The 21,981-nt window shown below is 60.7% G+C and carries 26 protein-coding genes, 2 tRNA genes and 2 pseudogenes; 10 read left to right on the top strand and 20 right to left on the bottom strand.

The features are described from left to right. The first annotated feature begins 66 nt into the window (after positions 1 to 66). A complete protein-coding gene (locus ACPTTF_RS14475; RefSeq protein WP_423371544.1) occupies positions 67 to 855 on the top strand; it encodes a hypothetical protein in 789 nt (262 codons plus the stop codon). A gap of 57 nt (positions 856 to 912) precedes the next feature. Here the strand turns inward: ACPTTF_RS14475 and ACPTTF_RS14470 are convergent, their stop codons facing one another. Together ACPTTF_RS14470 and ACPTTF_RS14465 are read right to left on the bottom strand one after the other, a co-directional pair. Beyond that, positions 913 to 1,242: a hypothetical protein gene (locus ACPTTF_RS14470; RefSeq protein WP_423371543.1), complete on the bottom strand. Its 330-nt coding sequence runs from the start codon at positions 1,240 to 1,242 to the stop codon at positions 913 to 915. An 18-nt stretch (positions 1,243 to 1,260) separates the two neighbouring features. Next, positions 1,261 to 1,635, bottom strand: coding sequence for a hypothetical protein (locus ACPTTF_RS14465; protein ID WP_423371542.1), 375 nt, complete (start codon positions 1,633 to 1,635; stop codon positions 1,261 to 1,263). 269 nt (positions 1,636 to 1,904) lie between these two features. Between ACPTTF_RS14465 and ACPTTF_RS14460 the strand changes: the two genes are divergently transcribed. Continuing rightward, positions 1,905 to 2,282, top strand: coding sequence for a cytochrome c (locus ACPTTF_RS14460; RefSeq protein ID WP_423371541.1), 378 nt, complete (start codon positions 1,905 to 1,907; stop codon positions 2,280 to 2,282). Positions 2,283 to 2,370: 88 nt separating this feature from the next. After that, positions 2,371 to 2,609, top strand: a pseudogene (locus ACPTTF_RS14455) (transposase); the annotation flags it as partial. A 143-nt stretch (positions 2,610 to 2,752) separates the two neighbouring features. Here the strand turns inward: ACPTTF_RS14455 and ACPTTF_RS14450 are convergent. Next, a tRNA-Ser gene (locus ACPTTF_RS14450) sits at positions 2,753 to 2,842 on the bottom strand. 150 nt (positions 2,843 to 2,992) lie between these two features. On the opposite strand from ACPTTF_RS14450, the gene ACPTTF_RS14445 reads away from it, so the two are divergent. The 3 genes from ACPTTF_RS14445 (at position 2,993) to ACPTTF_RS14435 (ending at position 6,794) form a co-directional block, all read left to right on the top strand. Next, the gene (locus ACPTTF_RS14445) at positions 2,993 to 4,141 is read left to right on the top strand and encodes an ImmA/IrrE family metallo-endopeptidase (protein ID WP_423371540.1); all 1,149 of its coding nucleotides are present in this window, start codon (positions 2,993 to 2,995) and stop codon (positions 4,139 to 4,141) included. Next, positions 4,128 to 4,610 carry a DUF4411 family protein gene (locus tag ACPTTF_RS14440; protein ID WP_423371539.1) on the top strand — a complete coding sequence of 161 codons (483 nt, stop codon included), beginning with the start codon at positions 4,128 to 4,130 and terminating at the stop codon, positions 4,608 to 4,610. Before ACPTTF_RS14445 ends, ACPTTF_RS14440 begins: the two co-directional genes overlap by 14 nt. Before the next feature lie 333 nt (positions 4,611 to 4,943). After that, positions 4,944 to 6,794 (top strand): ATP-binding protein, encoded by a 1,851-nt coding sequence (locus tag ACPTTF_RS14435; protein WP_423371538.1) that lies wholly within the window; start codon positions 4,944 to 4,946, stop codon positions 6,792 to 6,794. A gap of 59 nt (positions 6,795 to 6,853) precedes the next feature. Here the strand turns inward: ACPTTF_RS14435 and ACPTTF_RS14430 are convergent, their stop codons facing one another. The 12 genes and pseudogenes from ACPTTF_RS14430 to ACPTTF_RS14375 form a co-directional block, all read right to left on the bottom strand. Further along, a complete protein-coding gene (locus tag ACPTTF_RS14430) occupies positions 6,854 to 7,069 on the bottom strand; it encodes an antitoxin MazE-like protein (RefSeq protein WP_423371537.1) in 216 nt (71 codons plus the stop codon). Between the two features lie 38 nt (positions 7,070 to 7,107). Continuing rightward, positions 7,108 to 7,332, bottom strand: a pseudogene (locus ACPTTF_RS14425) (conjugal transfer protein TraD); the annotation flags it as partial. A 156-nt stretch (positions 7,333 to 7,488) separates the two neighbouring features. After that, positions 7,489 to 8,010, bottom strand: coding sequence for a hypothetical protein (locus tag ACPTTF_RS14420; RefSeq protein ID WP_423371536.1), 522 nt, complete (start codon positions 8,008 to 8,010; stop codon positions 7,489 to 7,491). 40 nt (positions 8,011 to 8,050) lie between these two features. Beyond that, positions 8,051 to 8,281 carry a type I toxin-antitoxin system ptaRNA1 family toxin gene (locus ACPTTF_RS14415; protein WP_057392195.1) on the bottom strand — a complete coding sequence of 77 codons (231 nt, stop codon included), beginning with the start codon at positions 8,279 to 8,281 and terminating at the stop codon, positions 8,051 to 8,053. Positions 8,282 to 8,348: 67 nt separating this feature from the next. After that, positions 8,349 to 9,800 carry a P-type conjugative transfer protein TrbL gene (gene trbL, locus ACPTTF_RS14410; protein WP_423391164.1) on the bottom strand — a complete coding sequence of 484 codons (1,452 nt, stop codon included), beginning with the start codon at positions 9,798 to 9,800 and terminating at the stop codon, positions 8,349 to 8,351. Further along, positions 9,797 to 9,985, bottom strand: coding sequence for a hypothetical protein (locus ACPTTF_RS14405; RefSeq protein WP_081082787.1), 189 nt, complete (start codon positions 9,983 to 9,985; stop codon positions 9,797 to 9,799). Before ACPTTF_RS14405 ends, trbL begins: the two co-directional genes overlap by 4 nt. A 10-nt stretch (positions 9,986 to 9,995) precedes the next feature. Further along, positions 9,996 to 10,772, bottom strand: a complete 777-nt coding sequence (trbJ, locus tag ACPTTF_RS14400) for a P-type conjugative transfer protein TrbJ (protein WP_423371535.1) — start codon at positions 10,770 to 10,772, stop codon at positions 9,996 to 9,998. An 85-nt stretch (positions 10,773 to 10,857) separates the two neighbouring features. After that, complete coding sequence (gene traJ / locus ACPTTF_RS14395) at positions 10,858 to 11,220, bottom strand: conjugal transfer transcriptional regulator TraJ (RefSeq protein ID WP_038937626.1); 363 nt, start codon at positions 11,218 to 11,220, stop codon at positions 10,858 to 10,860. 329 nt (positions 11,221 to 11,549) lie between these two features. Further along, positions 11,550 to 11,789: a TraK family protein gene (locus ACPTTF_RS14390; protein WP_166658414.1), complete on the bottom strand. Its 240-nt coding sequence runs from the start codon at positions 11,787 to 11,789 to the stop codon at positions 11,550 to 11,552. A gap of 4 nt (positions 11,790 to 11,793) precedes the next feature. Next, positions 11,794 to 12,030: a hypothetical protein gene (locus ACPTTF_RS14385; protein WP_423371534.1), complete on the bottom strand. Its 237-nt coding sequence runs from the start codon at positions 12,028 to 12,030 to the stop codon at positions 11,794 to 11,796. Between the two features lie 173 nt (positions 12,031 to 12,203). After that, positions 12,204 to 12,818, bottom strand: a complete 615-nt coding sequence (locus ACPTTF_RS14380; protein ID WP_423371533.1) for a helix-turn-helix domain-containing protein — start codon at positions 12,816 to 12,818, stop codon at positions 12,204 to 12,206. Then, positions 12,815 to 13,048, bottom strand: coding sequence for a hypothetical protein (locus ACPTTF_RS14375; protein ID WP_026051425.1), 234 nt, complete (start codon positions 13,046 to 13,048; stop codon positions 12,815 to 12,817). Before ACPTTF_RS14375 ends, ACPTTF_RS14380 begins: the two co-directional genes overlap by 4 nt. 99 nt (positions 13,049 to 13,147) lie before the next feature. On the opposite strand from ACPTTF_RS14375, the gene ACPTTF_RS14370 reads away from it, so the two are divergent. After that, positions 13,148 to 14,155 (top strand): hypothetical protein, encoded by a 1,008-nt coding sequence (locus ACPTTF_RS14370; RefSeq protein WP_423371532.1) that lies wholly within the window; start codon positions 13,148 to 13,150, stop codon positions 14,153 to 14,155. Here ACPTTF_RS14370 and ACPTTF_RS14365 read toward each other — a convergent pair. The 5 genes from ACPTTF_RS14365 to ACPTTF_RS14345 form a co-directional block, all read right to left on the bottom strand. Further along, entirely contained in the window at positions 14,102 to 15,148 is a 1,047-nt protein-coding gene (locus ACPTTF_RS14365; RefSeq protein WP_423371531.1) for a tyrosine-type recombinase/integrase, read from the bottom strand. The two genes, ACPTTF_RS14370 and ACPTTF_RS14365, sit on opposite strands and share 54 nt — an antisense overlap. A 144-nt stretch (positions 15,149 to 15,292) precedes the next feature. After that, positions 15,293 to 15,369: transfer RNA gene (locus ACPTTF_RS14360), tRNA-Met, on the bottom strand. A 158-nt stretch (positions 15,370 to 15,527) separates the two neighbouring features. Beyond that, positions 15,528 to 17,186 carry an MFS transporter gene (locus ACPTTF_RS14355; protein ID WP_166963438.1) on the bottom strand — a complete coding sequence of 553 codons (1,659 nt, stop codon included), beginning with the start codon at positions 17,184 to 17,186 and terminating at the stop codon, positions 15,528 to 15,530. A gap of 226 nt (positions 17,187 to 17,412) precedes the next feature. Continuing rightward, positions 17,413 to 18,960: a sensor histidine kinase gene (locus ACPTTF_RS14350; RefSeq protein WP_423371530.1), complete on the bottom strand. Its 1,548-nt coding sequence runs from the start codon at positions 18,958 to 18,960 to the stop codon at positions 17,413 to 17,415. 17 nt (positions 18,961 to 18,977) lie between these two features. Continuing rightward, positions 18,978 to 19,706, bottom strand: coding sequence for a response regulator transcription factor (locus ACPTTF_RS14345; RefSeq protein WP_166963434.1), 729 nt, complete (start codon positions 19,704 to 19,706; stop codon positions 18,978 to 18,980). Between ACPTTF_RS14345 and ACPTTF_RS14340 the strand changes: the two genes are divergently transcribed. The 3 genes from ACPTTF_RS14340 to recX are packed head-to-tail and all read left to right on the top strand — an operon-like array spanning position 19,705 to position 21,835. Continuing rightward, on the top strand, positions 19,705 to 19,845 hold the full coding sequence (locus tag ACPTTF_RS14340; RefSeq protein WP_153488778.1) for a hypothetical protein: 141 nt from the start codon (positions 19,705 to 19,707) through the stop codon (positions 19,843 to 19,845). The genes ACPTTF_RS14345 and ACPTTF_RS14340 overlap by 2 nt on opposite strands. Before the next feature lie 50 nt (positions 19,846 to 19,895). Then, positions 19,896 to 20,969 carry a recombinase RecA gene (gene recA, locus ACPTTF_RS14335; protein ID WP_166963432.1) on the top strand — a complete coding sequence of 358 codons (1,074 nt, stop codon included), beginning with the start codon at positions 19,896 to 19,898 and terminating at the stop codon, positions 20,967 to 20,969. After that, positions 20,969 to 21,835: a recombination regulator RecX gene (gene recX, locus ACPTTF_RS14330; protein WP_423371529.1), complete on the top strand. Its 867-nt coding sequence runs from the start codon at positions 20,969 to 20,971 to the stop codon at positions 21,833 to 21,835. The genes recA and recX overlap by 1 nt, the downstream gene beginning before the upstream one ends. Positions 21,836 to 21,981 lie beyond the last annotated feature (146 nt).

Raw genomic sequence — 21,981 nt, 5'->3', positions numbered from 1 at the left:
CCGCGGCAAGGATGACTGCGGCCAGAAGAACGATTCACGATCACCGGGGGAACGATGTCGAAGTCCATGAAGATCATTCGGCGCCTGGCGTGCCTGACAGGCGCGCTGGCGCTCGGTGCATGTTCGAGCGAATGCAGCAACGTGTTTTCCAGCAGCCATTCAACGGCGTGCAATCTTGCGTGGGGCGCAGCGATCGTGGCCGTCGCGCCGGTTGCATTGGTGTCCAACGCGATCGACGATCACCGGCGAAACGCGCGCGACGAGGAAACCTGGAAGCAGTGGAAAGCGGGCGATCCGCCGGTCGTTGCGCAATGCGTGGTCGACTGTCAGCTGCCGTTGCGCGTGACTCAGTCCAAATCGGACGAGTTGCAGCAGCTTTTCGCACGCAGTCTCGACCAGATCATCGCGTGGTGGGGCGAGCACCCGACGCCCGGCCAGCTCCCGGTGGTGGCAGTGGCCTACAAATTCAAGGGGCAGCGCCTGATGGCGTCGGATCCCGCTGCGGCCGAGGCGTATCTGCGCAAGGCGGCCGAGATGGTGGCCGAGCCGGAAATGGCCGAAGGCCTCACATCGGACTATTTCCCGCCCGGCGTCGTATTCAACCGCAAGCCGTACTACGAGAAGGCGGCGCAGGAGATTCAGGAAAGCCTGATGATCCTGCGTTTCAAAAAGAACGGGGCGGGCGCCGACGATTTCAGGTGTCAGCCTGTTGCGGCATGGCCACCGAGTTACCCGGTGGAGCTGGACGGCGCTTGCCGTGACGCGTATCAGCGTCTTTACGATCCGGAGAACAAGACGTTTTCCTATACGTATCAGCGTATCGACAGCGTTTATGAGCCGGTTCAGTCGAAGTGATGCGCGCGTCTCGTCGCACGGGCGGCGTGCGCGATCGGCCGCGCGAGTCGCGCCCGATCAGAACGGCCGTATGCCGATGCGCGGATTCAGGCACGCGTAGACGAGGCTGACGGCGAGCAGCGCGAACAGCAGCGACGTGACGATGCGGGCGATCGTGCGTGTGCGTTCGATCCGGATGAAGAGCGTGCCGCCGACGAGCATCAGCGCCACGCTGGCGTAGAAGTTGTTGGCGAAATCGCCGAAGTCGCGTTCGACGAGGCTATCCGCGACGCTCATGTAGTCGTAGCTCAGCAGACGGCGCAACTGGTCGGGTGTCGACAGATTGGCGAACGTGCCGGCGACGGACACGAGCCCGATCAGAGTGACCAGCGTGGCGATGACGATCATGATGCGCCGCTTCATCGGTCAGCCCACGTTGTAGAACGCCTGGACCTGCGCGTTGACGAGCACGATCAGCATGACGAGGGCCCAGCCGAGCAGGAATGCGAAGCGCCTGCGGCTGCGATGGGCATCAAGTGCAACCAGCGCGGCTACAGCGTTGAGTGCGGCCAGCACCAGAACGTAGAAGCGGCTCGCGAACAGATCGGCCTCGGGGATCGCGCAGTCGATGCGATTGACCCAGTGATAGGTGATCGGCTTGAGGGCGAGGCCTTCGCCGATGACGGCAGGGTCGAGCAGGCGGGAAAGCGTCGGCGCGCCGGCGCCGGCATAGCAGAGCACGACGGCAGCCAGTGCGAGGGCGGCGATGCGCCATGTCTTGTCGGGAGTGGTCTGGATCATCGCGTGACGTCGGCCGTGTGCTGGACGGCGTCATTGTGCCTGCGAATCAGCAAGGTTTTTCCAATTTGACAAAAGATCCTTTCCCGTCAAAAATTCAGCCCGAAAAAGGCGGGCCGGTTTATAAAAAACGGACATGCGTGGATTCGCGTATTCGTCCCGACGGGTAACCCACCTGCAAGAACTTGAGATCGAAGATTCGAGGGCTGCCGTGGTAATTATCGCAGCACGAAACGCTGATTCAAGCTGATTCCATCGGGGGCACGGAGTGTATGAAGGCTAAAGGAAATTTCATCGTCGCGTTGATCGTGTTGTTTCTGGCGCCGTCCATGTCCTTTGCAGATGCTATCAATGGGGAGAGGATTTTTTTGAAGAGATGCGCGATGTGCCACGGAGCTGACATTAAAGGCACTGGGCCATTGGCTAACAAAAGCGCGCCTCCAACACCTGATCTCACCACGCCTGCGTTCAAGAAACGCCTGCTCGATTATCCGGGCGTCATTGTCTCATCCGTAATACTTCGTCCAAACGGAGATCTGATTCCGAAAACATTGCGAGAAAATGGTGTAAAGCTGCCCGCATTCACATGGACGGTTAAGGATTTTCGCGATCTGAATGAGTATATGGCTGGCGTAATCTTGAAGAAATGATTGACTGCATTGCTGTTCAAGCTTTCGCGATCATCTGGAAATTCGGAGCGAGAAATCAGTTGATCTGCTTTGGAAATCCTGGACACAAATGAGTGTTGGTGTTTCGTGGGCAATTTCCCCCGACAGGAACGGGAGCTTGGCGACGAAGCGCGAGCAATACTCGGTGAGGAGATCGTGGCAGCGCTCAAGCAGGCGAGGCAGGGTATGCCGGAGTCGGACTGGGATCGGTAACCGGGGATATCCGGACAGACGTATTACCGATGGAAGAAGCAGTACGCGGTGCTGGAGTCGAACCAGATACGTGTACTGAAGCAACGCCCGGACGAGCAGGGGTGTTTCACGGGTGCCTGCGCTTCCCGAACCGCCTCATACCTGAAACGTTCGCGCTGCTGGCGCCCGGCTCAGGAGAATTTCACGGCACGAAAAGCGGAAAAGCCCGGCAGATCAAAGATCTACCGGGCTTTCGCATTTGGTGGCGAATCAGGGATTCGAACCCCGGACCTGCGGATTATGATTCGGCGTGTGACGCGGTAAGTTACTGAAAACTAAGAGAATTCGACCGTAAACGACCGAAATCAAAAGTTGTTTGACGTCAGTAGTTTACCGTAATTTGGGCGGGGTTAGAAAAGCTGAGCTATGCACCGCTCATGCACTTCGGACAGGCGCCGGAAGCACAGCAAGCCGGCACCCCGCCGGTATAATGAACTGCTATGGAGCGCATACAGTCGATCAACCCCGAGCGGATAGCTTGGTGCTGTGCCGATCACGGCACAACACCAGGCGAACTCGCGTCCGCGGTCGGCATCTCGCCGGCGACAATGGAGCGCGTTCTGGCGGGGGCAGGGGGCTTGACGTTTCCTCAGCTCAGCAAGGTGGCGAGCTTCTTCGGCCGGGGGGCGCTCTTTTTCCTAGAGCCCGGGCCGGTCGATGAAGCTCAGGTACACACCGCGGCTTTCCGGACCTTGGCAAACCAAAAGCCGGAACTGACGCCTAGGCTGAAGGTGCTCATAGAACGTGTCGAGAGACAGCGCGAGATATATCTGAGCCTTCGTGAGGACCTGGACGACGCCAACTTGCCTCGGTTCGAGGAACCGGATCTTCCGCGCGACAACCCGGCAGAGGCAGCGAGAATTGCACGCCGGTGGCTGGGCCTTGGCGACGACAACACGTTTGACAGTTACAGGTCGGCAATAGAAGCGCGCGGTGTGCTGGTATTCCGTAGTAACGGATACAACGGTAAGTGGCAGATTGCCAAAGAGAGCCCAATTCTGGGCTTCAGCATCTACAGCCCTGACTGCCCCCTCATCGTTGTAAAGAAGCAGACCTACGAATCCCAGCAATCCTTCACGCTGATGCACGAGCTGGGGCACCTGCTGCTGCATCGGAGCAGCTCGATCGACGATGAGCGCGACATGCAGTCCCACCAAGGTAATGAGCGCGACGCGAACGCTTTCGCTGGTCACTTGCTTGTGCCTGCGGCGTTCTTGGCAAGGGTGGACGATCTGGGTCGCCCGCGACAAGTCGCTGAGTACGACGAGTGGCTTAAGCCACTGCGGCGAGAGTGGGGTGTCAGCACGGAGGTCATATTGCGCCGACTGCTTGATGCGGGTCGGCTGCCGCAGGAGCAATACGGTGCTTATCGACACTGGCGGACCGCTCAGCCTTCGCCCGAGCAAGATGGCGGTACTCGGATGTACCGTCATCGGGAGCCCTCGCATATTTTTGGCGACAGATTCGTGCGTACGGTACTGGATGCACTGAATGGCCGATACATCACGTTGGCAAAGGCGAGTCGGTATCTCGATGGCCTGAAGATCAACGACCTGCATCAATTGGAACGCTTCTATGCAGGTGTTTGACGCCTCTTCGATGATTTATGCTTGGGACAACTACCCCGTAGATCAATTTCCAGGACTGTGGACATGGATAGCGGCCGAGATCAACGCACGAAGGCTCATGATGTCTATCGTGGCTTACGGAGAGGTATGCGCAGGGACGCCGGACTGTGGTGATTGGCTTGTGACGGCCGGTCTTGAACGATTGGATGTTACGAACGAAATTGCACAGGATGCCATGCGCATCAAGGGGCTACTTGGGATTGTGGGCGATAACTATCACCCGAAGGGCGTGGGCGAGAACGATTTGTTGATCATTGCTACAGCTCGGGCCCACGGGAGAGAGCTGGTATCAAATGAGGCTCAACAAAACAATCCACCGGACGTGAATTCGAAACGAAAGATACCGTCCGTTTGTTCCATGCGTGAGGTTGCCGTACCTTGCATCGACTTCGTTCAATACATACGTCGATCGGGAGCGGTTTTCCGCTAAGTTTTGCTGGGGGCCGGCAAGGTGGGCTCGCGGTGCATCGTCTTCGGGTTGTTGACAGATGGGGGATTCTGAGCGCCTGTCGGCCGCCTGTGGCGACTCGTTGATGGGACGGGGGCTTGCACCGGCGATACGACTCAAAGCCTAATCCCCCAAGTGTCAATCACTCAGTCCAAGCGAGTGTGCGAACTAGGCTGGGGCACGCGTTGGCAAGGGGGACGTAGCTCGAAGGTCATGCGGCGAATATTTGGTTGACATATCGCGGTTGCGGTCGGGGCATCGATAAGAGCGGCGTTAACACGTATGTTTGCTGGACCACATTCCATCGGGGGCGGTGTGAAACTCTCAGCGGTGATTCTTGAAAATTTCCGTGGGTATGCTCAAAGTACTCGAATTGAGATCGACGATCTGACGGCGTTCATTGGTAAGAACGACGCGGGTAAGTCAACGATCCTCGAAGCACTCGAAATTTTCTTTAACGATGGCAAGCCAGAACGTGGTGACGCATGCGTGCATGGCGCTGGCACGATGATCCGCATCGGCTGCGCTTTCACCTGTTTGCCTGCCGAGATAGTTATCGACACTGCTGCACGCACTTCTCTCGCCACCGAACACTTGCTGAACGAAAAAGGCGAGCTGGAGATTTCCAAGGAGTGGGACTGTTCGGGAAAAACTCCGAAAGAGGCTGTCTTCGCGGTTGCTCTGCATCCGACCAATGCCGATGCGGCCGACTTGCTCACGCTCAAGAATACTGACCTGAAAGCCAGGGTCAAGAAGCTGGGCATAGATGAATCGACCGTAAATTTGACGGTGAATGGCAGCATGCGGCAAGCGATTCGCGATGCCTGTCAACCACTAGCCTTCGAGCGCCGGCTACTTCCGCTTGACAAGGAGGATGCCAAAAAGGTCTGGGAACAGCTCAAGCCGCAGCTTCCAATGTATGCGCTGTTCCGCTCGGATCGGCCGAGCCAGGACGGCGATGAGGAGGTTCAAAGCCCGCTTAAGTTCGCGATCACACAAGCGCTCAAGGAGATGGCAGACGATCTGAAGAAGATCGAGGATGCGGTGAGGCTCCGGGCAGAGGATGTTGCGAAGCGGACGCTGGAAAAACTGAATGAGATGGACGGTCGCCTGGCGAGCGAGCTTAAGCCGTTTTTCAAGACCGATCCTAAATGGGATGTATTCAAATTCGGTCTCGTGGGAGACAACGACATACCCATCAACAAGCGCGGGAGCGGCGTTCGCCGCCTCATTCTTCTGAACTTCTTTCGGGCTGAAGCGGAGAGGCGACGTACAGAAAAGGGGGCGCTGAGCGTCATCTATGCCATTGAGGAGCCGGAGACGTCGCAACACCCCGACAATCAGCGGCTGCTTGTTCAGGCGCTCAAAGAACTTGCTGTTGACGAAAACACGCAAGTCCTGGTCACGTCGCATACGCCGGGCTTGGCGGGGCTGCTGCCCAGCGATAGCCTGCGGTGCGTGCGCAAACAGGCCGATGGTACGGCGACCGTTGTTCATTGCACTGACGACGATCTGGCCACGATTGCGAACGAACTCGGCGTGTTACCTGATCGCCGAGTCCAAGCGCTGGTCTTCGTTGAAGGGACCAACGATATCGAGTTCCTTGAGCGCATCAGCTCGATGCTGAAACCAGGCATGGCTGATGTCGTCGATTTCGCCGGCGACAACCGCGTGGCGCTCGTCCCTCTCGGCGGGGGCTCGCTCAAACAATGGGTTGCCAAGCACTATCTGCGAAACCTGAACCTCCCGGAAGTTCATATCTATGATCGTGACGACGCCGTGCCGCCGAAGTATCAGGCGGAATGCGATACCGTCAACGCACGCACTGATGGATCTTGGGCGGTCGTAACGACGAAGCGGGAGCTTGAGAACTATTTGCATGCCGACGCTATCGCGGAAGGCATGAACGGTATCGTGGTCACGTATACCGATACCTGTGACGTTCCGTTAATCGTGGCGAAGTCCGTTCACGAATCGTCCGGTAGCACGAAGCCGTGGGCAGATGTGTTGGCTGACGCCAAGGAGCTGTCTGACAAGATCAATCGGGCAAAGAAGCGTCTCAACCGCGACGCTGCCGCGAAAATGACTGCGGCGAGGCTTGCAGAGGTCGACGCGGCTGGCGAGGTGTCGGGTTGGCTCAAAAGGATTCACGCGATGCTCGTTTAGCGGGCGGAAATCGCGCAATTGCCAGTCAACTTGCGCATTCGAGTTCGGCGCGTGCAAAGTCATTCCCAGCTTTCAATGAGGCCGCCAGCGGTTTCCCCGAAGCCAATAGCGTTGGCCTCGCCAGGGTCACCGTGCAGGTTATGGCACTGACGGCGGAGTGTGGCGGCGAACTCCGGCGAGTCGGTATCGAGTACCCGAAACCGTGCTGGCCTGTACCCGGCCGCATGCATCCGCTCTCGATAGCGCGCAATCTTGTTCGCCGGTTCCTTTGGCATGGTCCGCTTTCGTTGTACGCGACATGACTGTGGCACGTTCAACCTTCCGCCGCCTTGCGCGCTGCTGCCTGGGCTACCGTCTCACCGGGACGTAGGTCGAATAGTTCGCGAGCGTTGGTCTTCGTAATGAACAGGGGAACGTCAAGGCTAGGGCCTTCGTCGTCCAGGAAGGTTGGCTCTGGCGTATCAGCCAAGACGGTACCGCTTGAGATGGCAGCTTGCTCGCTCAAGGCATTTTCCATGAACGTGCCGGTCGTGTTCGCCGCCTTGTCGCTCGGCTCGGTAATGACATGGAGGTTCAATTTCTTCTCATTGCCGCTTTCGATCATAATCGCTCCAGCTCAGTTCAATGCATTGCCCAGTGTTGCGGAAGCCGGTAAGAATAATAATATTCCTATTATTCTTACCGGCTCGGCGCGCTACATGTCGGCTGAACGGTTCGCTCTAACTCGAAGGTCATTCGATGTAGCTCTCGGTAACGAGATGAAGTCGCGCTCGGCCATCGTCTCGTAGGTGCCTCGAAAGGGTAAGTAGACATCCACAACCCACGAATCAGCTTCTTTTCGCCCCGCAAAAGGGTGAAGAACTTCGCCATCTGGACGCTTGCGGTCAAATCGCAGAACCCCTTCGTGCGGGTACGGGTGTGCGTGCCGAATCTCCATCATCCGTATGACGACTTCGTGGGGAAAGCCGGGGTGCGCAGAAGTATGCGCGGCGTGGACCGCCGCACGAATCGATTCCTCGACGGCGAGGTAACAACGTGCAATATCCTCTTCATCGAACACCTCTTCTTTGGCAATATAGGGCGGCCCTTCATACCAGTGCGGATCGTCGTGGTCCAACCGGATCGCCAGGATGGTCCGCGCCCCAACATCGGTGCAACGCCACCACCCGGTGCAATCCATGAAGGTCAGGCCGATATGAAAGTCGGTGTGTTTCATGAAAACTCCTCGTGCCGATAGCATACCGCTCGCCCACTACTCAATGGGGCTGCAAGGTTTCGCGTACAGCAGCCATTGCCTCACTGAAATCCAGGCGCGTCGCTCGTCCAGTTTCGGCCTGGTAGAAAACGACCATGAACAAGTTCGCAACAGCCTCGGCCATTTTCGATAGCTCCCGAGCGGTGCGCTGGTCCATGAAGTCCAGGTCAGCGAGTTGCGTTGCGGCGTGATGGATAACTTGCTGCGCTTCGGTATTATGCGTAGTTGCCATGCTTCACCTCTCTAGCAGGTGTTGATACGTGGAAGTGCCGGCCGGTTGCCGCCGGTCGGTGCGCTTTCTAAGCATCGTCTTGCGTTGGGCGTTGCCTGTTCACGAACGCGGCTACCTCGTCGTTCGTGGTGGTGCCGGCCGTCGCATTTTGCTGACCCCCACCGAGACTGTCGCCGGCGAAACTCGGTCCGGTGTCGATGCCGGCGCCGCTCTTGCTCGAAATTGCCGATGCGATTTTGCCGCCCGTCGTCTGCGCGATTCGTTCCTTCGCGGTATCCGCGATGTTCGCGGCTTTGCCCTTGGCGATTTCGCCTGCACCCTTGGCGAGATTCCCACCCATGTCAGCCGCGAATCGACCGGCCGTGCTCATCGCCGATGCGAAGCCACCGCTGCCACTCGAACCACCAAGCGAAGCACCGCCCGAACCACCGCTGATAGCGCTCGAGCGGCCGCCGCCGTCCGAGAACATGCCGCGACCCTCGGCCATGTTCTGCTGCGCTGACTGAAACGCTGCCTTGAGCGCCGACGCCCCACCGGCCGCGCTTGTCGCGCCAGCCATCGCAGCAGAACCGACCGAAGCCGCCGCGCTCGCAGTCATGGCGGCTGCACCCATAACCGAACCAACCCCTACGCCACCTATGGACCCAGCGCCGCCAACCCCGACGATGCCTGCGATCCTCGGCGGCACCTTGTTCGTGAGATACATCAACACGAATGCGGCGATGAGCATGATCGCCATTTCCTTGAGGTCGATGCCGGCTCTCATGCTGGCGTAGTACTCGTTGATGAACGTTCTGCCGATGCCGATGAGCAGCAGCATCACCATCATCTCGGCACCGATCGCCAGGACATGCTTGTAGTAGCTGATTGCGATGTCCGACGTCCAGCGCGCCCCGCCAAAGCCGAGGAAGAACACTCCGCCGTAGATCATGATCCAGGCAGACACGAAGACCAGCAGCAGGTTCACACCGACAATCGTGAGAACAATCATCACGACCAACGCCATGAGAAGGCCTACCACGCTGTCCGTTGGCGACCAGACCGACGACTGATCGAACGCCTTGGTAAAGATGTCGTAGCCGATTTGCACGATACCTCCTGGCGTAAAATCGGTTGACTGGCCGATGGCCTTGGCACCGATCATCCACATCGACTTGACGATCGAGTCGGCAATCGCGGGGCCATTGAACAGAATCCACCAGAAGAAGCCGAGCACGGCGAAGAAGCGAACGATTTCGGCAAACGCCTCCTGAATGCCGGCGTTTCGCAACGCCATCATTCCGAAGGTCCACACCATGCTTATCAGCGCGAGGCCCCAAAAGAGCCACGATGCGTAATTGACCATGACGCTGCCCCACGCGCTGGCTGCGGCCTGGTATTTCCCCATCACCGAATCGACCACATCGGCATTCATCGGCGCGGCCGTCACAGTCGCCGAGTACGCGACGGCCATCAAGCCGAGCACTGAGAGTTTGCCGCCGTTGGAAAACATCGTTTTCATAGCGCTGTCCTTCGTCATTGATCGTTTTTCTGCGGTTGTGACGGCGTATCGCCCCATGACCAGTTTTTTGGAGACGGGATGACGATGTTGCTGCCATCATGCAGTTGTTTCGCTGCGGCAGCCCGCTGGGAATCGGTCTGGGTGCTCTTGTCATTGCAGCCTGCAAGGAGCCCGATCAGTGAGAGCGAGATAATGAATTTCATCGTCGCCCCCTTATTGAAAGCTCCAGTTTTTCGGTGTCGGGGTGGTGATGTTGCTGCCATCACGAAGCTGCTTTGCCGATGCTGCCTGCTGAGCCTCTCGATCTGCAATCACCTGTGCGCGGGTGGCGGCCGCTGTTGCCTGCGCTGTCAGCATGCCCCGGATTTGCAGGAGCTGGTTTGTCTGCGCGCTAGCGAGCTGGTTCGCAGCCTGCAGCGCCTGCATTTGTCCCTGCGCACTCGTCGCTTGTGACTGCAACTGGCGAAGATTCGCGGCGTCTGTCGCAAGCGTTTGTTGCTGCTGATCGACACCCTTCAATACGGCATCGTTCGCCTTTTTTTGCGCCTCAGAGCCGTTCGCTTGCGCATCAAGCAATGCTTGCCGCTGCGCGTCTGTGCAACCAGTCGAGGTGAAGCACGGCGACGAGCGGTAATAGGCCACGTCTTGGTAACGCGACAGATACCCGTCGATGCTCCCAGCTTGGTTCTTGTAGTAGTTCAGCGTGTCCTGTGCTTGTAGGAGCTTGCTGATGGTCTGGTTTGCCTGATCCCACACGTAGGCAGCCGGCGCGAGCGTGTTTTGCAGCATGTTTTGGTATTGCTGCAACTGCGTCTCGTACTGCTGAATCTGCTTCGTGACCGCCGCCACGTTTTGCATGGCACTGATCGTCGTTTGAACAACGTTCGTCGCGTCGATAACGGGGATGCCGGCGTGTACCGGGCCACCGAATGCTGCTGTGATTCCGATAGCCAGTGCCATCTTGATGGCGTGGCGCGTTGCTCTACGCATCTTGCTTCTCCTTCGGTTTGTGAGACGCCGCGCCGCGAACCGAACATCAGTAGCGATGGGATCCTCGTTTTAGCGGCTAAAAAATTCATCCGCGCACTATTCGACTCATGACAGCCCGCAATTCGTCCTGCGTGGCCTCGATCTTCGCCAGCAGGGCACGGATGGTCGCTGGCGTGAAGCTGGCCGTTCGCTCATCGTTCGTCAGCCAGAGCTTCAACAGGCCACCGAGGCGACCGAGGTCGCCATTGACTCGGGCCAAATCCTGCACCTGAACGAGATCAAGGATGCCGCGGACCTCATAGCCCACACCCACGTTGCGCAAGTAGGCGGCGATGCTCAAGCCGGTAGCCGCCGCATTGCGCTTTATTGCTGCCTCTTCGTCGGGCAAGACGGGCACGCGGAGGTGACGACCATGCTTGCGCGTTGTCATCTTTTTCTCGTCGTTCATCGCTTCTCCAAGCCGGTGTGAACCGGCACTGAGCGGCGGTAGCCGCTGCCTCGCAGAGCAGGATTCCCGTTGAGCGCCAAGGGCGCGAATAAGGGGAGTGAAGATAGATAGCCGGCTTGCCGGTTAGCTAACTTCACCTATCCTGCCCGGTATGCAACCGCTTCCGAAACGAAACCGGACCTTTCCACGATTGACATGCCGGTGTTGATTTGCCATTCCCCTTTCGATCAATCGAAAGAACAACGTGCGAATGCCACATTGGCCGAAAAAAGACCTGTTTTGTTCGACTCCAGGAAGGCAATGACCGAATGCAGCAAGGTTGCTGACCATTACCGAGCCACTTCCCGATTGCGCGTCAGCTCGTCGGCGTATCTGCGGAAAGCCTGGTAGCCGTAGCGGATGTGTCCTTCCTCCACCAGTGCCTCCCAGATGCTCATCAGCGAATGCCCGTCATCGATGGCTGCTTGAATTTCGGTGCGCATAAGAAGAAACGCTGCGCGGTTCCTTGCATTGCGACCAACGGCACGCCTCAGCGCTCTCTCCGCTATGCGCTCGGATAGTGTTTTCATGGCCTCAGACGGCATAACCGTGAGACGACAGAACATTGGCCATGCTGGCCCCTTCCCAGCTTCCCGGCCGACTGACTACCAGGCCGGCATCTTCAGCGAGCATGGCAAGAAGGCTCGCTCGGGTGAGACGGCCATGACTGCTATACCGGTCGATGGATTCATGGTGATCGTTGAGTAGCCCCACGAGCTCGTCGAGTTCGGTGGCCGTCTTGTCACTCACGGTGACGATGAGTCGTTTCATGTGCGTCCCTCAATTCAGGTTTCGCAGGTTGTCCACAGCACGCTGCTGGCTGCTGCATTTCTTGTTAAATAGATTTATCTATCTTGTTAGGGTGTCCGGCTGACACTGATTCGCGGCCAATCGGTATCTGCCGGACACCAATGTGGATATGTCAGGTGTCAGGCGGACACGTATCAGCCTGAGCTGTGTACAACTTCCTCCTGCCGTCGAGCCTCGATCTTCGTTCGCAGCGACATCAGGATGTCTCGCATGTCCTGCGGTAGGCAGGCGATGTCCTGAGCGTTGAACACGACGGCGTTGCCGCTCGCGTGCGTGACGTTGACCTGTAGCCGTTCGATTTGAACGATCCTTGATCCAGCGAAGTCACCTGAAACCAAGACGTTCTTCAGGTCGGCTGTCGCGGCCTGTACCGACGAGGGGAGGTAGTCCCATGTCGCCACGGCGGTTGGTCGACCGGCGCCGTCTTGAATGCAGACTTTCTCGCGCAGCCGATATTCGTTGCGCCGGCCGTCGCGGGTCTTGGTGATGTAACCGAATGCCTCAAGCGTCTTCAGCTCGCGGATCACTTGGCTGCGGCTGATGCCTGACTCCACAGAAATCGTGTCGATTGCCGGGAACGAGCGTCCGGTCTTGAAATTGGTGTGAGCCTTGATGACGAGATAGACCGTTACTGCATACGGTCCCATGCGAGCTATGTCGCCGGTTTCGATCATGGAGTGGAACACGTGGAACCACGTCGTCTCCGCGCGAAACAGGTCGCCTTGCTCGTGTATGACGTTGGCCTTCATGACTGCACCGAGAACTGCTCGTCGATCAGCTTCGCGATCGCTTCGGTGCGGAAGTAAATCCGGCGTCCTATATGAACCTTCGTCGCGTTGATGTGGCGTGCCCAATCGGCTCGCGACGTGCTCAAGCTGATGCGCAGGCCTTCCGGGCTGCGGTCGAGAATTTCCGCGAGCTGATCCAGCGTTAGCAATACGGAATATCGCTCCTTCAATGCGGCAAGCGTCGTTGTCACGGTAGCTCCGGGGACATCTGCAAGTTACGTTTGGTATCGCTAGTTTTCGCTGAACTCAGCTATATTGGGCGGTAAAAGAAATTCGCCGCGAGTCCGCCGATGCCCAAAGCCTTTTCCACTACGTTGAGTGCGGTGCCTGTCCGTCCAAGACGCGGACGGCCGCTTGGCTCGATCAAGGACGATCAGGCGCGCTTGCGCGACCGCATCCGCGTGGTCGCAACATTGAATGAGTTGCTGATGCGGGTCACCACCGTAGAGAATGCAAACCAGTTCGCGCGCTGGTTCGACGGGATTATGCGAAAGCAGCATCCGCTGCTTCCGTGGGAGACCGAGCAGTCAGGCAAGTGGCGCAAGAATTTCGCCGGCAGCGTCGCGCTGAATCCGGAGTCGATTGAGCACTTGCAGGAACTGTTTCCAGATAATCGCTACTACAGTGCCGTTGGTTCGTGTGGGCGAGAGCAGGAAACGAGAGTTGCGTATCCGGTAGAGCACGGATCTGTACCAATGCGTGTGCGTGAGCTTTACGATGCCGGCCGCGGTAGGTTGTGGGAGGCTCTTTGGGCGCACAGCGAGGCTTTGTCGAAGCTGTGGGAGATCTACCCCCCGAATAGTCTATGGGGGCCGAGCGACCGTTTTACCGATGTGCTCGCAGAGCTCTCGATGAAGCTATGGAGTGATTCGCGCTGCGGTGTGGAGATCGAGTTCGAAGACCTCGGGCGCGCAATCGTGCTTTACCGACTTGAGCTTGCCGGGATAGCCGGGAGTCCGGACGATGGCGTTGATGCATACCTGTTGGTCAGGCTTGCGATGGCGGAGCTGTCGCCGATGCTTCGATGTCTTGGCGTATGGGATGATCTCGCATCCTACCTAACCGAGATGGAGCATGACCGGGTTCGATTGCACCCGGAATATGCGGCCGTTATCGAGGCGAGATATTCGACCGGACAGCCGTTCGATGTGTATGCCTACGTCGAAAACCCGTTTCTTGCGATGCTGGATGCGATGCAAGGCGAGCCATGGCTGGCTCGCCACATGGAAGACTTGGCCGGATTGTCATCGTGTCGCGCAAAGCCCATCGAGCTTCGCAACAAGGTCTTCCGCTCGTAGGTGTGTATATCGCCGGAGCATCTGCATCGACTTGTGCCCGCTGATCGAGGCTACTTCCTGGTCGCTCAGGCCAGCTTCAACAAGCCGGCTAACGGCCTCGTGACGCAGATCATGAAAACGGAAATCGACCAGCCCTGTACGCTTCTTGATCCCGTTCCAGACTTTCGTGAACTGGTACGCGCGCCGTTTCTTGTCGCGGCCAGGCTCTCCGAAAAACACCAGGTCGGTGTCGATTGGCCGAATGGGGTTGGCGAGAGCGCTTTCCAGCACTGATGCCGCGACTTTGGTCAGCGGCACCGTGCGAGCAGCATTGTTCTTGGTGTCCGTCAGTCGTACGACGCGGCGCTCCAAATCGACCTGACCACGGCGTAGGCCAAGTATCTCGGATTGCCGCATGCCGGTTTCGATCGCCAGGCGCACGATCCATCCCAGCATCGGGTTGGTGTGCTCATCGACGGCTGCAAGCAAGGTGGCTTGTTCGCGGCCGGACAGACGCCGATTTCGCCCCTCGCCGGGCTTGGGCTTACGGATGTTCGAGACCGGGTTGAAGATCAACCCGATGTGCCATTCCTTGATCGCTACGTTGAATAGGTGGCCGAGCAGGGCGAGTTCGAGGCGGACAGTGTTGTTCGCCTTACCCTGAGCCAATCGGTCGTCTCGATACCGGCCCACGAGGTCCGGCGTGACCGCCGCAAGAGAATACTTGCCGAAGTGCTCCTTAAGCTCGCGAATGCGCGCGCCTTCGCGGCGCTGCGTGCTGGCTTTCTTGGTGGGGACGATTTCTCGCTCGTAGCGGTCGAGCGCATCGGCTACCGTGGTCTTTTCCGAGGGCGCGCGCTGGATGAACACGCCGCGTACCATCTCGTCCTCGGTGCGCCGCGCCCAATCCTCAGCATCACGCTTCGTGCGGAATGTCTTGGCGACGGTCGGCCAACCAACGCGCCGGATGGTTGCCTTCCACGTGCCAGAGGGGGTTTTTGTCAGTGCTGCCATGGTGCTCCTTCCGTGAGGTCTGCACCGCGTATTGCACCGAATTTGCACCGCGAGGGGCCGGTAAAAGAAAAGGGCTCGCAGCGAAGCCGCAGAGCCCTTAGTGAAAAAGCCCTGTAAATCAAAGATTTACAGGGCTTTCGCATTTGGTGGCGAATCAGGGATTCGAACCCCGGACCTGCGGATTATGATTCCGTCGCTCTAACCGACTGAGCTAATTCGCCGAAGAAATGAATTATGTAGATTGGCGGTCAGGCTGTCAACACCTTTTTTCATCTTCCGTGAAAAAAGGTGCCGGCGGCCCGTGCCGGCCTCGCCGCGGGGCGGGTTGCCGCTCACGGGAACCCGCGTCCGGCAGCAACCGCTAGCCCGCCCCTCGACCTCAATCCTGCGCGTAGATGTTCGAGTCCTTCGTCTCCTTGACGAACAGCAGGCCGATCACGAACGTGGCCAGCGCGATCACGATCGGATACCAGAGGCCCGAGTAGATGTCGCCCTTCGCCGCGACGATCGCGAACGCGGTGGCCGGCAGGAAGCCGCCGAACCAGCCGTTGCCGATGTGATAGGGCAGCGACATCGACGTGTAGCGGATTCGCGTCGGGAACATCTCGACCAGCATCGCGGCGATCGGGCCGTAGACCATCGTCACGTAGATCACGAGGATCGTCAGGATCACGATCGTCATCGGCCAGTTGAGTTGCGCCGGGTCCGCCTTGGCCGGATAGCCGGCCGCCTTCAGCGTCGACGCGAGCGTCTTGTCGAACGCCGCGCCCTGCGCCTTCGCGTCGGTCGCCTTGCCCTCGTAGGCCGGGATCACCGTGTCGCCCACCTTGATCTCGGCCATCGCGCCGGCCGGTGCCGCGACGTTCTCGTAGTTCAGGCCGGCCTTCGCGAGCGCGCTCTTCGCGATGTCGCACGAGTTCGTGAACTTCGATGTGCCCACCGGGTTGAACTGGAACGAGCAGGTGGCCGGGTCGGCGACGACGGAGATCGGTGCCTTCTGCGTCGCGAGTTCGAGCTGCGGATTCGCGTAGTGCGTGAGCGCCTTGAAGAGCGGGAAGTAGGTGAGTGCCGCGATCAGGCAGCCCGCGAGGATGATCGGCTTGCGGCCAATCTTGTCCGACAGCGAACCGAAGAACAGGAAGAACGGCGTGCCGATCAACAGCGCGATCGCGATCAGGATGTTCGCGCTCGCACCGTCCACCTTCAGCGTCTGCGTGAGGAAGAACAGCGCGTAGAACTGGCCCGTGTACCACACGACGGCCTGGCCGGCGGTCAGGCCGACGAGCGCGAGGATCACGATCTTCAGGTTCTTCCACTGGCCGAACGCTTCGGTCAGCGGCGCCTTCGACGTCTTGCCTTCCGCCTTGATGCGCAGGAATACCGGCGATTCGTTCAGCTGCATCCGGATCCACACCGACACCGCGAGCAGCAGGATCGACGCGACGAACGGCACGCGCCAGCCCCAGCTGCCGAACGCTTCCTCGCCGATGAACGTGCGCACGCCAAGGATCACGAGCAACGACAGGAACAGGCCTAGCGTGGCGGTCGTCTGGATCCACGCGGTGTAGAAGCCGCGGCGGTTGGCCGGCGCATGCTCGGCGACGTAGGTCGCCGCGCCGCCGTACTCGCCGCCGAGCGCGAGACCCTGCAACAGCCGCATCGCGATGAAGATCACGGGCGCGGCAATGCCGATCGACGCGTAGCCGGGCAGGAAGCCGACCACGAACGTCGAGATGCCCATGATCACGATCGTCACGAGGAACGTGTGCTTGCGGCCGACCATGTCGCCGAGCCGGCCGAACACGATCGCGCCGAACGGCCGCACCGCGAAACCGGCCGCGAAGCCGAGCAGCGTGAAGATGAAGGCGGCGGTCGGATTGACGCCGGAGAAGAAACTCTTGCTGATGTAGGCCGCGAGCGAGCCGGCCAGGTAAAAGTCGTACCACTCGAACACGGTGCCGAGCGACGACGCGAAGATCACCTTCTTCTCTTCGCCCGTCATCGGCGAGTGGGAAATTTGCCCGCCTAACGTTGCCATGAGTCGTCTCCAAGTCCCTTGATATAGGTGTGCGGCCGCCTTGGGTGGGCGGGCCTGTCGACGATTATTGGTACGGAAACTTACGGCGGACTGACTCGCGCGTGCAAAACGGCTGCACGTTAACCCGCGCCGAACTGGCCGCTTCGGGTGCTTATCGTGCGGGCAACGTCCGGTAAAACGCCGGTTTTGACGCGGTCGCGGCGTGCTGCGGCGGCGCGCGTCAGGGTTAATCCGGGGCGGTTTCGGTCAGCGGCAGGCTGACGCGCACGAGCGTGCCGGCGAGGCGCGGTGCGTGCTGGTAGACGTGATCGTCGAGCGTCAGCGTGCCGCCGTGCTGCGTGGCGATCTCGCGCACGATCGCGAGCCCGAGGCCGCTGCCGTCGCCTTCGCGGCCGAGGATCCGGTAGAAGCGCTCGACGACGCGCTCGCGTTCGGCGGCCGGGATGCCCGGCCCGGTGTCCTCGACTTCGAGATGCACGAACCGCGCCGCGGGCTCGGCGCGCACGCGCACCGTGATGCGGCCGCCGTCCGGCGTGTAGCGGATCGCGTTGTCGATCAGGTTGCCGAGCATCTCGCGCAGCATCACCGGATTGCCGTCGACGTCGAGCGGCGTGTCGTCCGGCGGGCCTTCGTAGCCGAGATCCATGCGTTTCGCGAGCGCGGCCTGCACCCAGTCGCGCACCGCGCGCCGCGCAAGCGCGGCGATCTCGACCGGCTCGAACGTCAGCCCGCTCGCGCGGTTCTCGGCGCGTGCCAGCGCGAGCAGCTGCGTGACGAGCCGAGCGGCCTGCTCGGAGCTCGTTGCGATCTGCTCGAGCGAGCGCTGCACGTCGGGCGGGACGGGGTGGCGCAGCGCGAACTCGGCCTGCGTGCGCAGGCCCGCGAGCGGCGTCTTCATCTGGTGGGCGGCGTCGGCGATGAAGCGCTTTTGCAGCGCCATGTTCTGTTCGAGGCGGGCGAGCAGGTCGTTGAACGACGTGACGAGCGGCTCGATCTCGGGCGGCGCGCGCTGCGCCTCGACCGGCGACAGGTCGTCGGGCCGCCGCGCGCGGATGTGCGCCTGCAGCGCGTTGAGAGGTGCGAGCCCGCGCGACAGCCCGAACCAGACCAGCAGGATCGCGAGCGGCAGGATCACGAACTGCGGCAGGATCACGCCCTTGATGATGTCGTTCGCGAGCGCGTTGCGCTTGTCCAGCGTTTCGCCGACCTGCACGAGCACGGGCTGCGTGCTGTCCGATTGCGGCAGCGCGACCGTCGTATACGCGACGCGCACGTCGTTGCCGCGCAGCAGGTCGTCGCGAAACATGACGACGCCTGGCGGCGGGCGGTCCTCGTCGCGCGGCAGCGGCATGTCGGCTTCGCCCGCGACCAGCTCGCCGCTTGTGCCGAGTACCTGGAAGTAAACACTGTCGACGTTGTCCGCGCGCAGGAAGTCACGCGTCTGTTCCGGCAGCGTCAGCTCGGCAACGCCGTTCACCGGATGGATCTGCCGCGCGAGCACGTACGCGTTGGTCTCGAGCGCGCGATCGAACGGGCCGTTTGCGATCGTCTTCGCGACGAGGTAGGTGACGGCGATGCTCATCGGCCACAGCAGCAGCAGCGGTGCGAGCATCCAGTCGAGGATCTCGCCGAACAGCGAGCGCGGGCGCGGTGCCTCGGGCGCGTCGGTTTCGTCGGGAGGCGCGAACGGGTTCTCGTAGCGCGCGTCGCGCGCCTCGTCGGCGGCCGACGACGGCGCGCCGGTTGGGTGGCGGGTAGGGGCCGGCGTGGCCATCGCGGCGACGCCCGGTTTCAGCGCAGCGGCGTGCCGGCCACCGCGGGCTGGGGCGCGGCCGTGTCGGCCGGCGCAGCGGGCGCGACCTTCTCGAGGCAGTAGCCGAGGCCGCGCACGGTCGAGATCCGTACGCCGCTGGGTTCGATCTTCTTGCGCAGCCGGTGCACGTAGACTTCGATCGCGTTGTTGCTGACTTCGTCGCCCCATTCGCACAGATGGTCGACGAGCTGCTCCTTCGACACGAGCCGGCCGATCCGCTGCAGCAGCACCTCGAGCAGGCCGAGCTCGCGCGCGGAGAGGTCGAGCACGCGATCGTTCGCATACGCGATGCGGCCGACCTGGTCGAACGCGAGCGAGCCGTGGCGCACGACGGTCGGGCCGCCGCCCGCACCGCGCCGGGTCAGCGCGCGCACGCGCGCCTCGAGCTCGTTGAGCGCGAACGGCTTGGCCATGTAGTCGTCGGCGCCGAGGTCGAGCCCCTTCACGCGCTCGTCGACGCTGTCGGCGGCGGTCAGGATCAGTACGGGGAGGTTGGAATTGCGGGCGCGCAGGCGCTTGAGCACGTCGAGCCCGGGCATTTTCGGGAGCCCGAGATCGAGGATCAGCAGGTCGAACGTCTGCATCGACAGCGCCGTATCGGCGTCGACGCCGCTCTTCACGTGGTCGACTGCATAGCCCGATTGGCGGAGTGACCGGGTGAGGCCGTCCGCGAGTATGCTGTCGTCTTCCGCGATGAGAATTCGCATGGTGCTGACCGATGGCCGGCAGGGCGTTCGCGCCGGCCGGCTGTCTCCGAAGTTATTCGTGTACAACGCAGCCTGCATTGCGGGCTTGCACAAAACACTGTTTTTTTATACAGTGTCTGCATTCGTGGGCGGCGCTTGAAAGCGGGCGCGCCTCTAACAGACGCTGCTCATCATAGCAAAGGACGATTCATGGAAGATAGCAAGAAGGGCTCCGGGATGACCGCCGAGAAGAGCAAGGCGCTGGCCGCCGCGCTTGCCCAGATCGAGAAGCAGTTCGGCAAGGGCTCGATCATGCGCATGGGCGACGGCGAGGCGGCGGAAGATATCCAGGTCGTCTCCACGGGTTCGCTGGGTCTCGATATCGCGCTTGGCGTCGGCGGCTTGCCGCGCGGCCGGGTGGTCGAGATCTACGGCCCGGAATCGTCCGGTAAAACCACGCTCACGCTGCAGGTCATCGCCGAACTGCAGAAGATTGGCGGCACGGCCGCGTTCATCGACGCCGAGCACGCGCTCGACGTTCAATACGCGGCGAAGCTCGGCGTGAACGTGCCGGAACTGCTGATCTCGCAGCCGGACACCGGCGAGCAGGCGCTGGAAATTACCGATGCGCTGGTGCGCTCGGGCTCGATCGACATGATCGTCATCGACTCGGTCGCGGCACTCGTGCCGAAGGCCGAAATCGAAGGCGAGATGGGTGATTCGCTGCCGGGTCTGCAGGCCCGCCTGATGTCGCAGGCGCTGCGCAAGCTGACCGGCACGATCAAGCGTACGAACTGCCTCGTGATCTTCATCAACCAGATCCGGATGAAGATCGGCGTGATGTTCGGCAATCCGGAAACCACGACGGGCGGCAATGCGCTGAAGTTCTATGCGTCGGTGCGTCTCGACATCCGCCGGATCGGCTCGATCAAGAAGAACGACGAGGTGATCGGCAACGAAACCCGCGTGAAGGTCGTCAAGAACAAGGTGTCGCCGCCGTTCCGCGAAGCGATCTTCGACATCCTGTACGGCGAAGGCATTTCGCGCCAGGGCGAGATCATCGATCTCGGCGTGCAGGCGAAGATCGTCGACAAGGCCGGCGCCTGGTACAGCTACAACGGCGAGAAGATCGGCCAGGGCAAGGACAACGCGCGTGAATTCCTGCGCGAGAATCCGGAAATCGCACGCGAGATCGAGAACCGCATTCGCGAATCGCTCGGCGTTGTTGCCATGCCGGATGGTGCAGGCCACAACGAAGCCGAGGCGATGGACGAAGAAGAGTGATGGTCGGGCGCCGAGGTCAGGCTGGCAAGCCGGAGGAGTGCGACACGCCCGAAACGGTGGGTCGCCCCGGCCGGCGAGCCGGATCCTCGGGCGCCGATCGGCGGGGCGCGGGCAGCCATGCCACGAACCGCACCGCGACGAGGGCATCCGACGATGCCCTCGTTTCGTTTGAGATAACCGCACCGGACGATCCGTTCGACGACGATGAATCGTTCGACTCGCACGACCGCTCCCGTCGTCGCGTGTCCGGTGTCAGTTTCCCGGGCGATCGCGCAGCCGATGCGTCGGCGCCGGCCAGGGAAGATGTCTACACGCGCAGCAGCCAGCATCCGCGCCGCACGCGTCGAGCGTCGGGCACTTCTGCCGGCACGTCTTCCGGTGACGCCGCCGCCGGTGAGCGCAAGTCGTCGAAGCCGCCGCGATCCTTGAAGGGACGTGCGCTCGGCTATCTGTCCAGGCGTGAATACAGCCGTGCGGAACTCGCGCGCAAGCTCGCTCCCTACGTCGGCGAAGACGAATCCGTCGAACCCGTGCTCGATGCGCTGGAACAGGAAGGCTGGCTGTCCAATGCGCGCTTTGCCGAGAGTCTCGTGCATCGCCGCGCGTCGCGTGTCGGCGTCGCACGCATCGTCAGCGAGCTGAAGCGGCATGCGGTTGGCGACACGCTCGTCGAGGAGGTGAACGCCCAGCTTCGCGAGACCGAATGGGCGCGTGCGCAGGCGGTCTGGCGCAAGAAATTCGGTGCACTGCCGCAAACGCCGGCCGAGCGCGCGAAGCAGGCGCGCTTTCTCGCCGCGCGCGGCTTCTCGAGCGCGACCATCGTGAAGTTGCTGAAGGTCGGCGACGATTTCCCGATCGACGACTGACCATGCCGATCGCGCGCGTGGCGCGCGATTTTGCTGCAACGCAACGGCTTCCGGACAGGCGGGAATACCCGCCGTCGCGTCAAAGTGTCTCAAATACCCAATATGCTAAAATCCGTGGGTTTTCCTCTTCGGCCTCAACCTCCAGC

Source organism: Burkholderia crassaminum (genome assembly GCF_964265005.1).
In the GTDB taxonomy this organism is placed as follows: domain Bacteria; phylum Pseudomonadota; class Gammaproteobacteria; order Burkholderiales; family Burkholderiaceae; genus Burkholderia.
The sequence above is the reverse complement of the archived record's forward strand: the minus strand, read 5'-3'. Positions and strand labels throughout refer to the sequence as shown.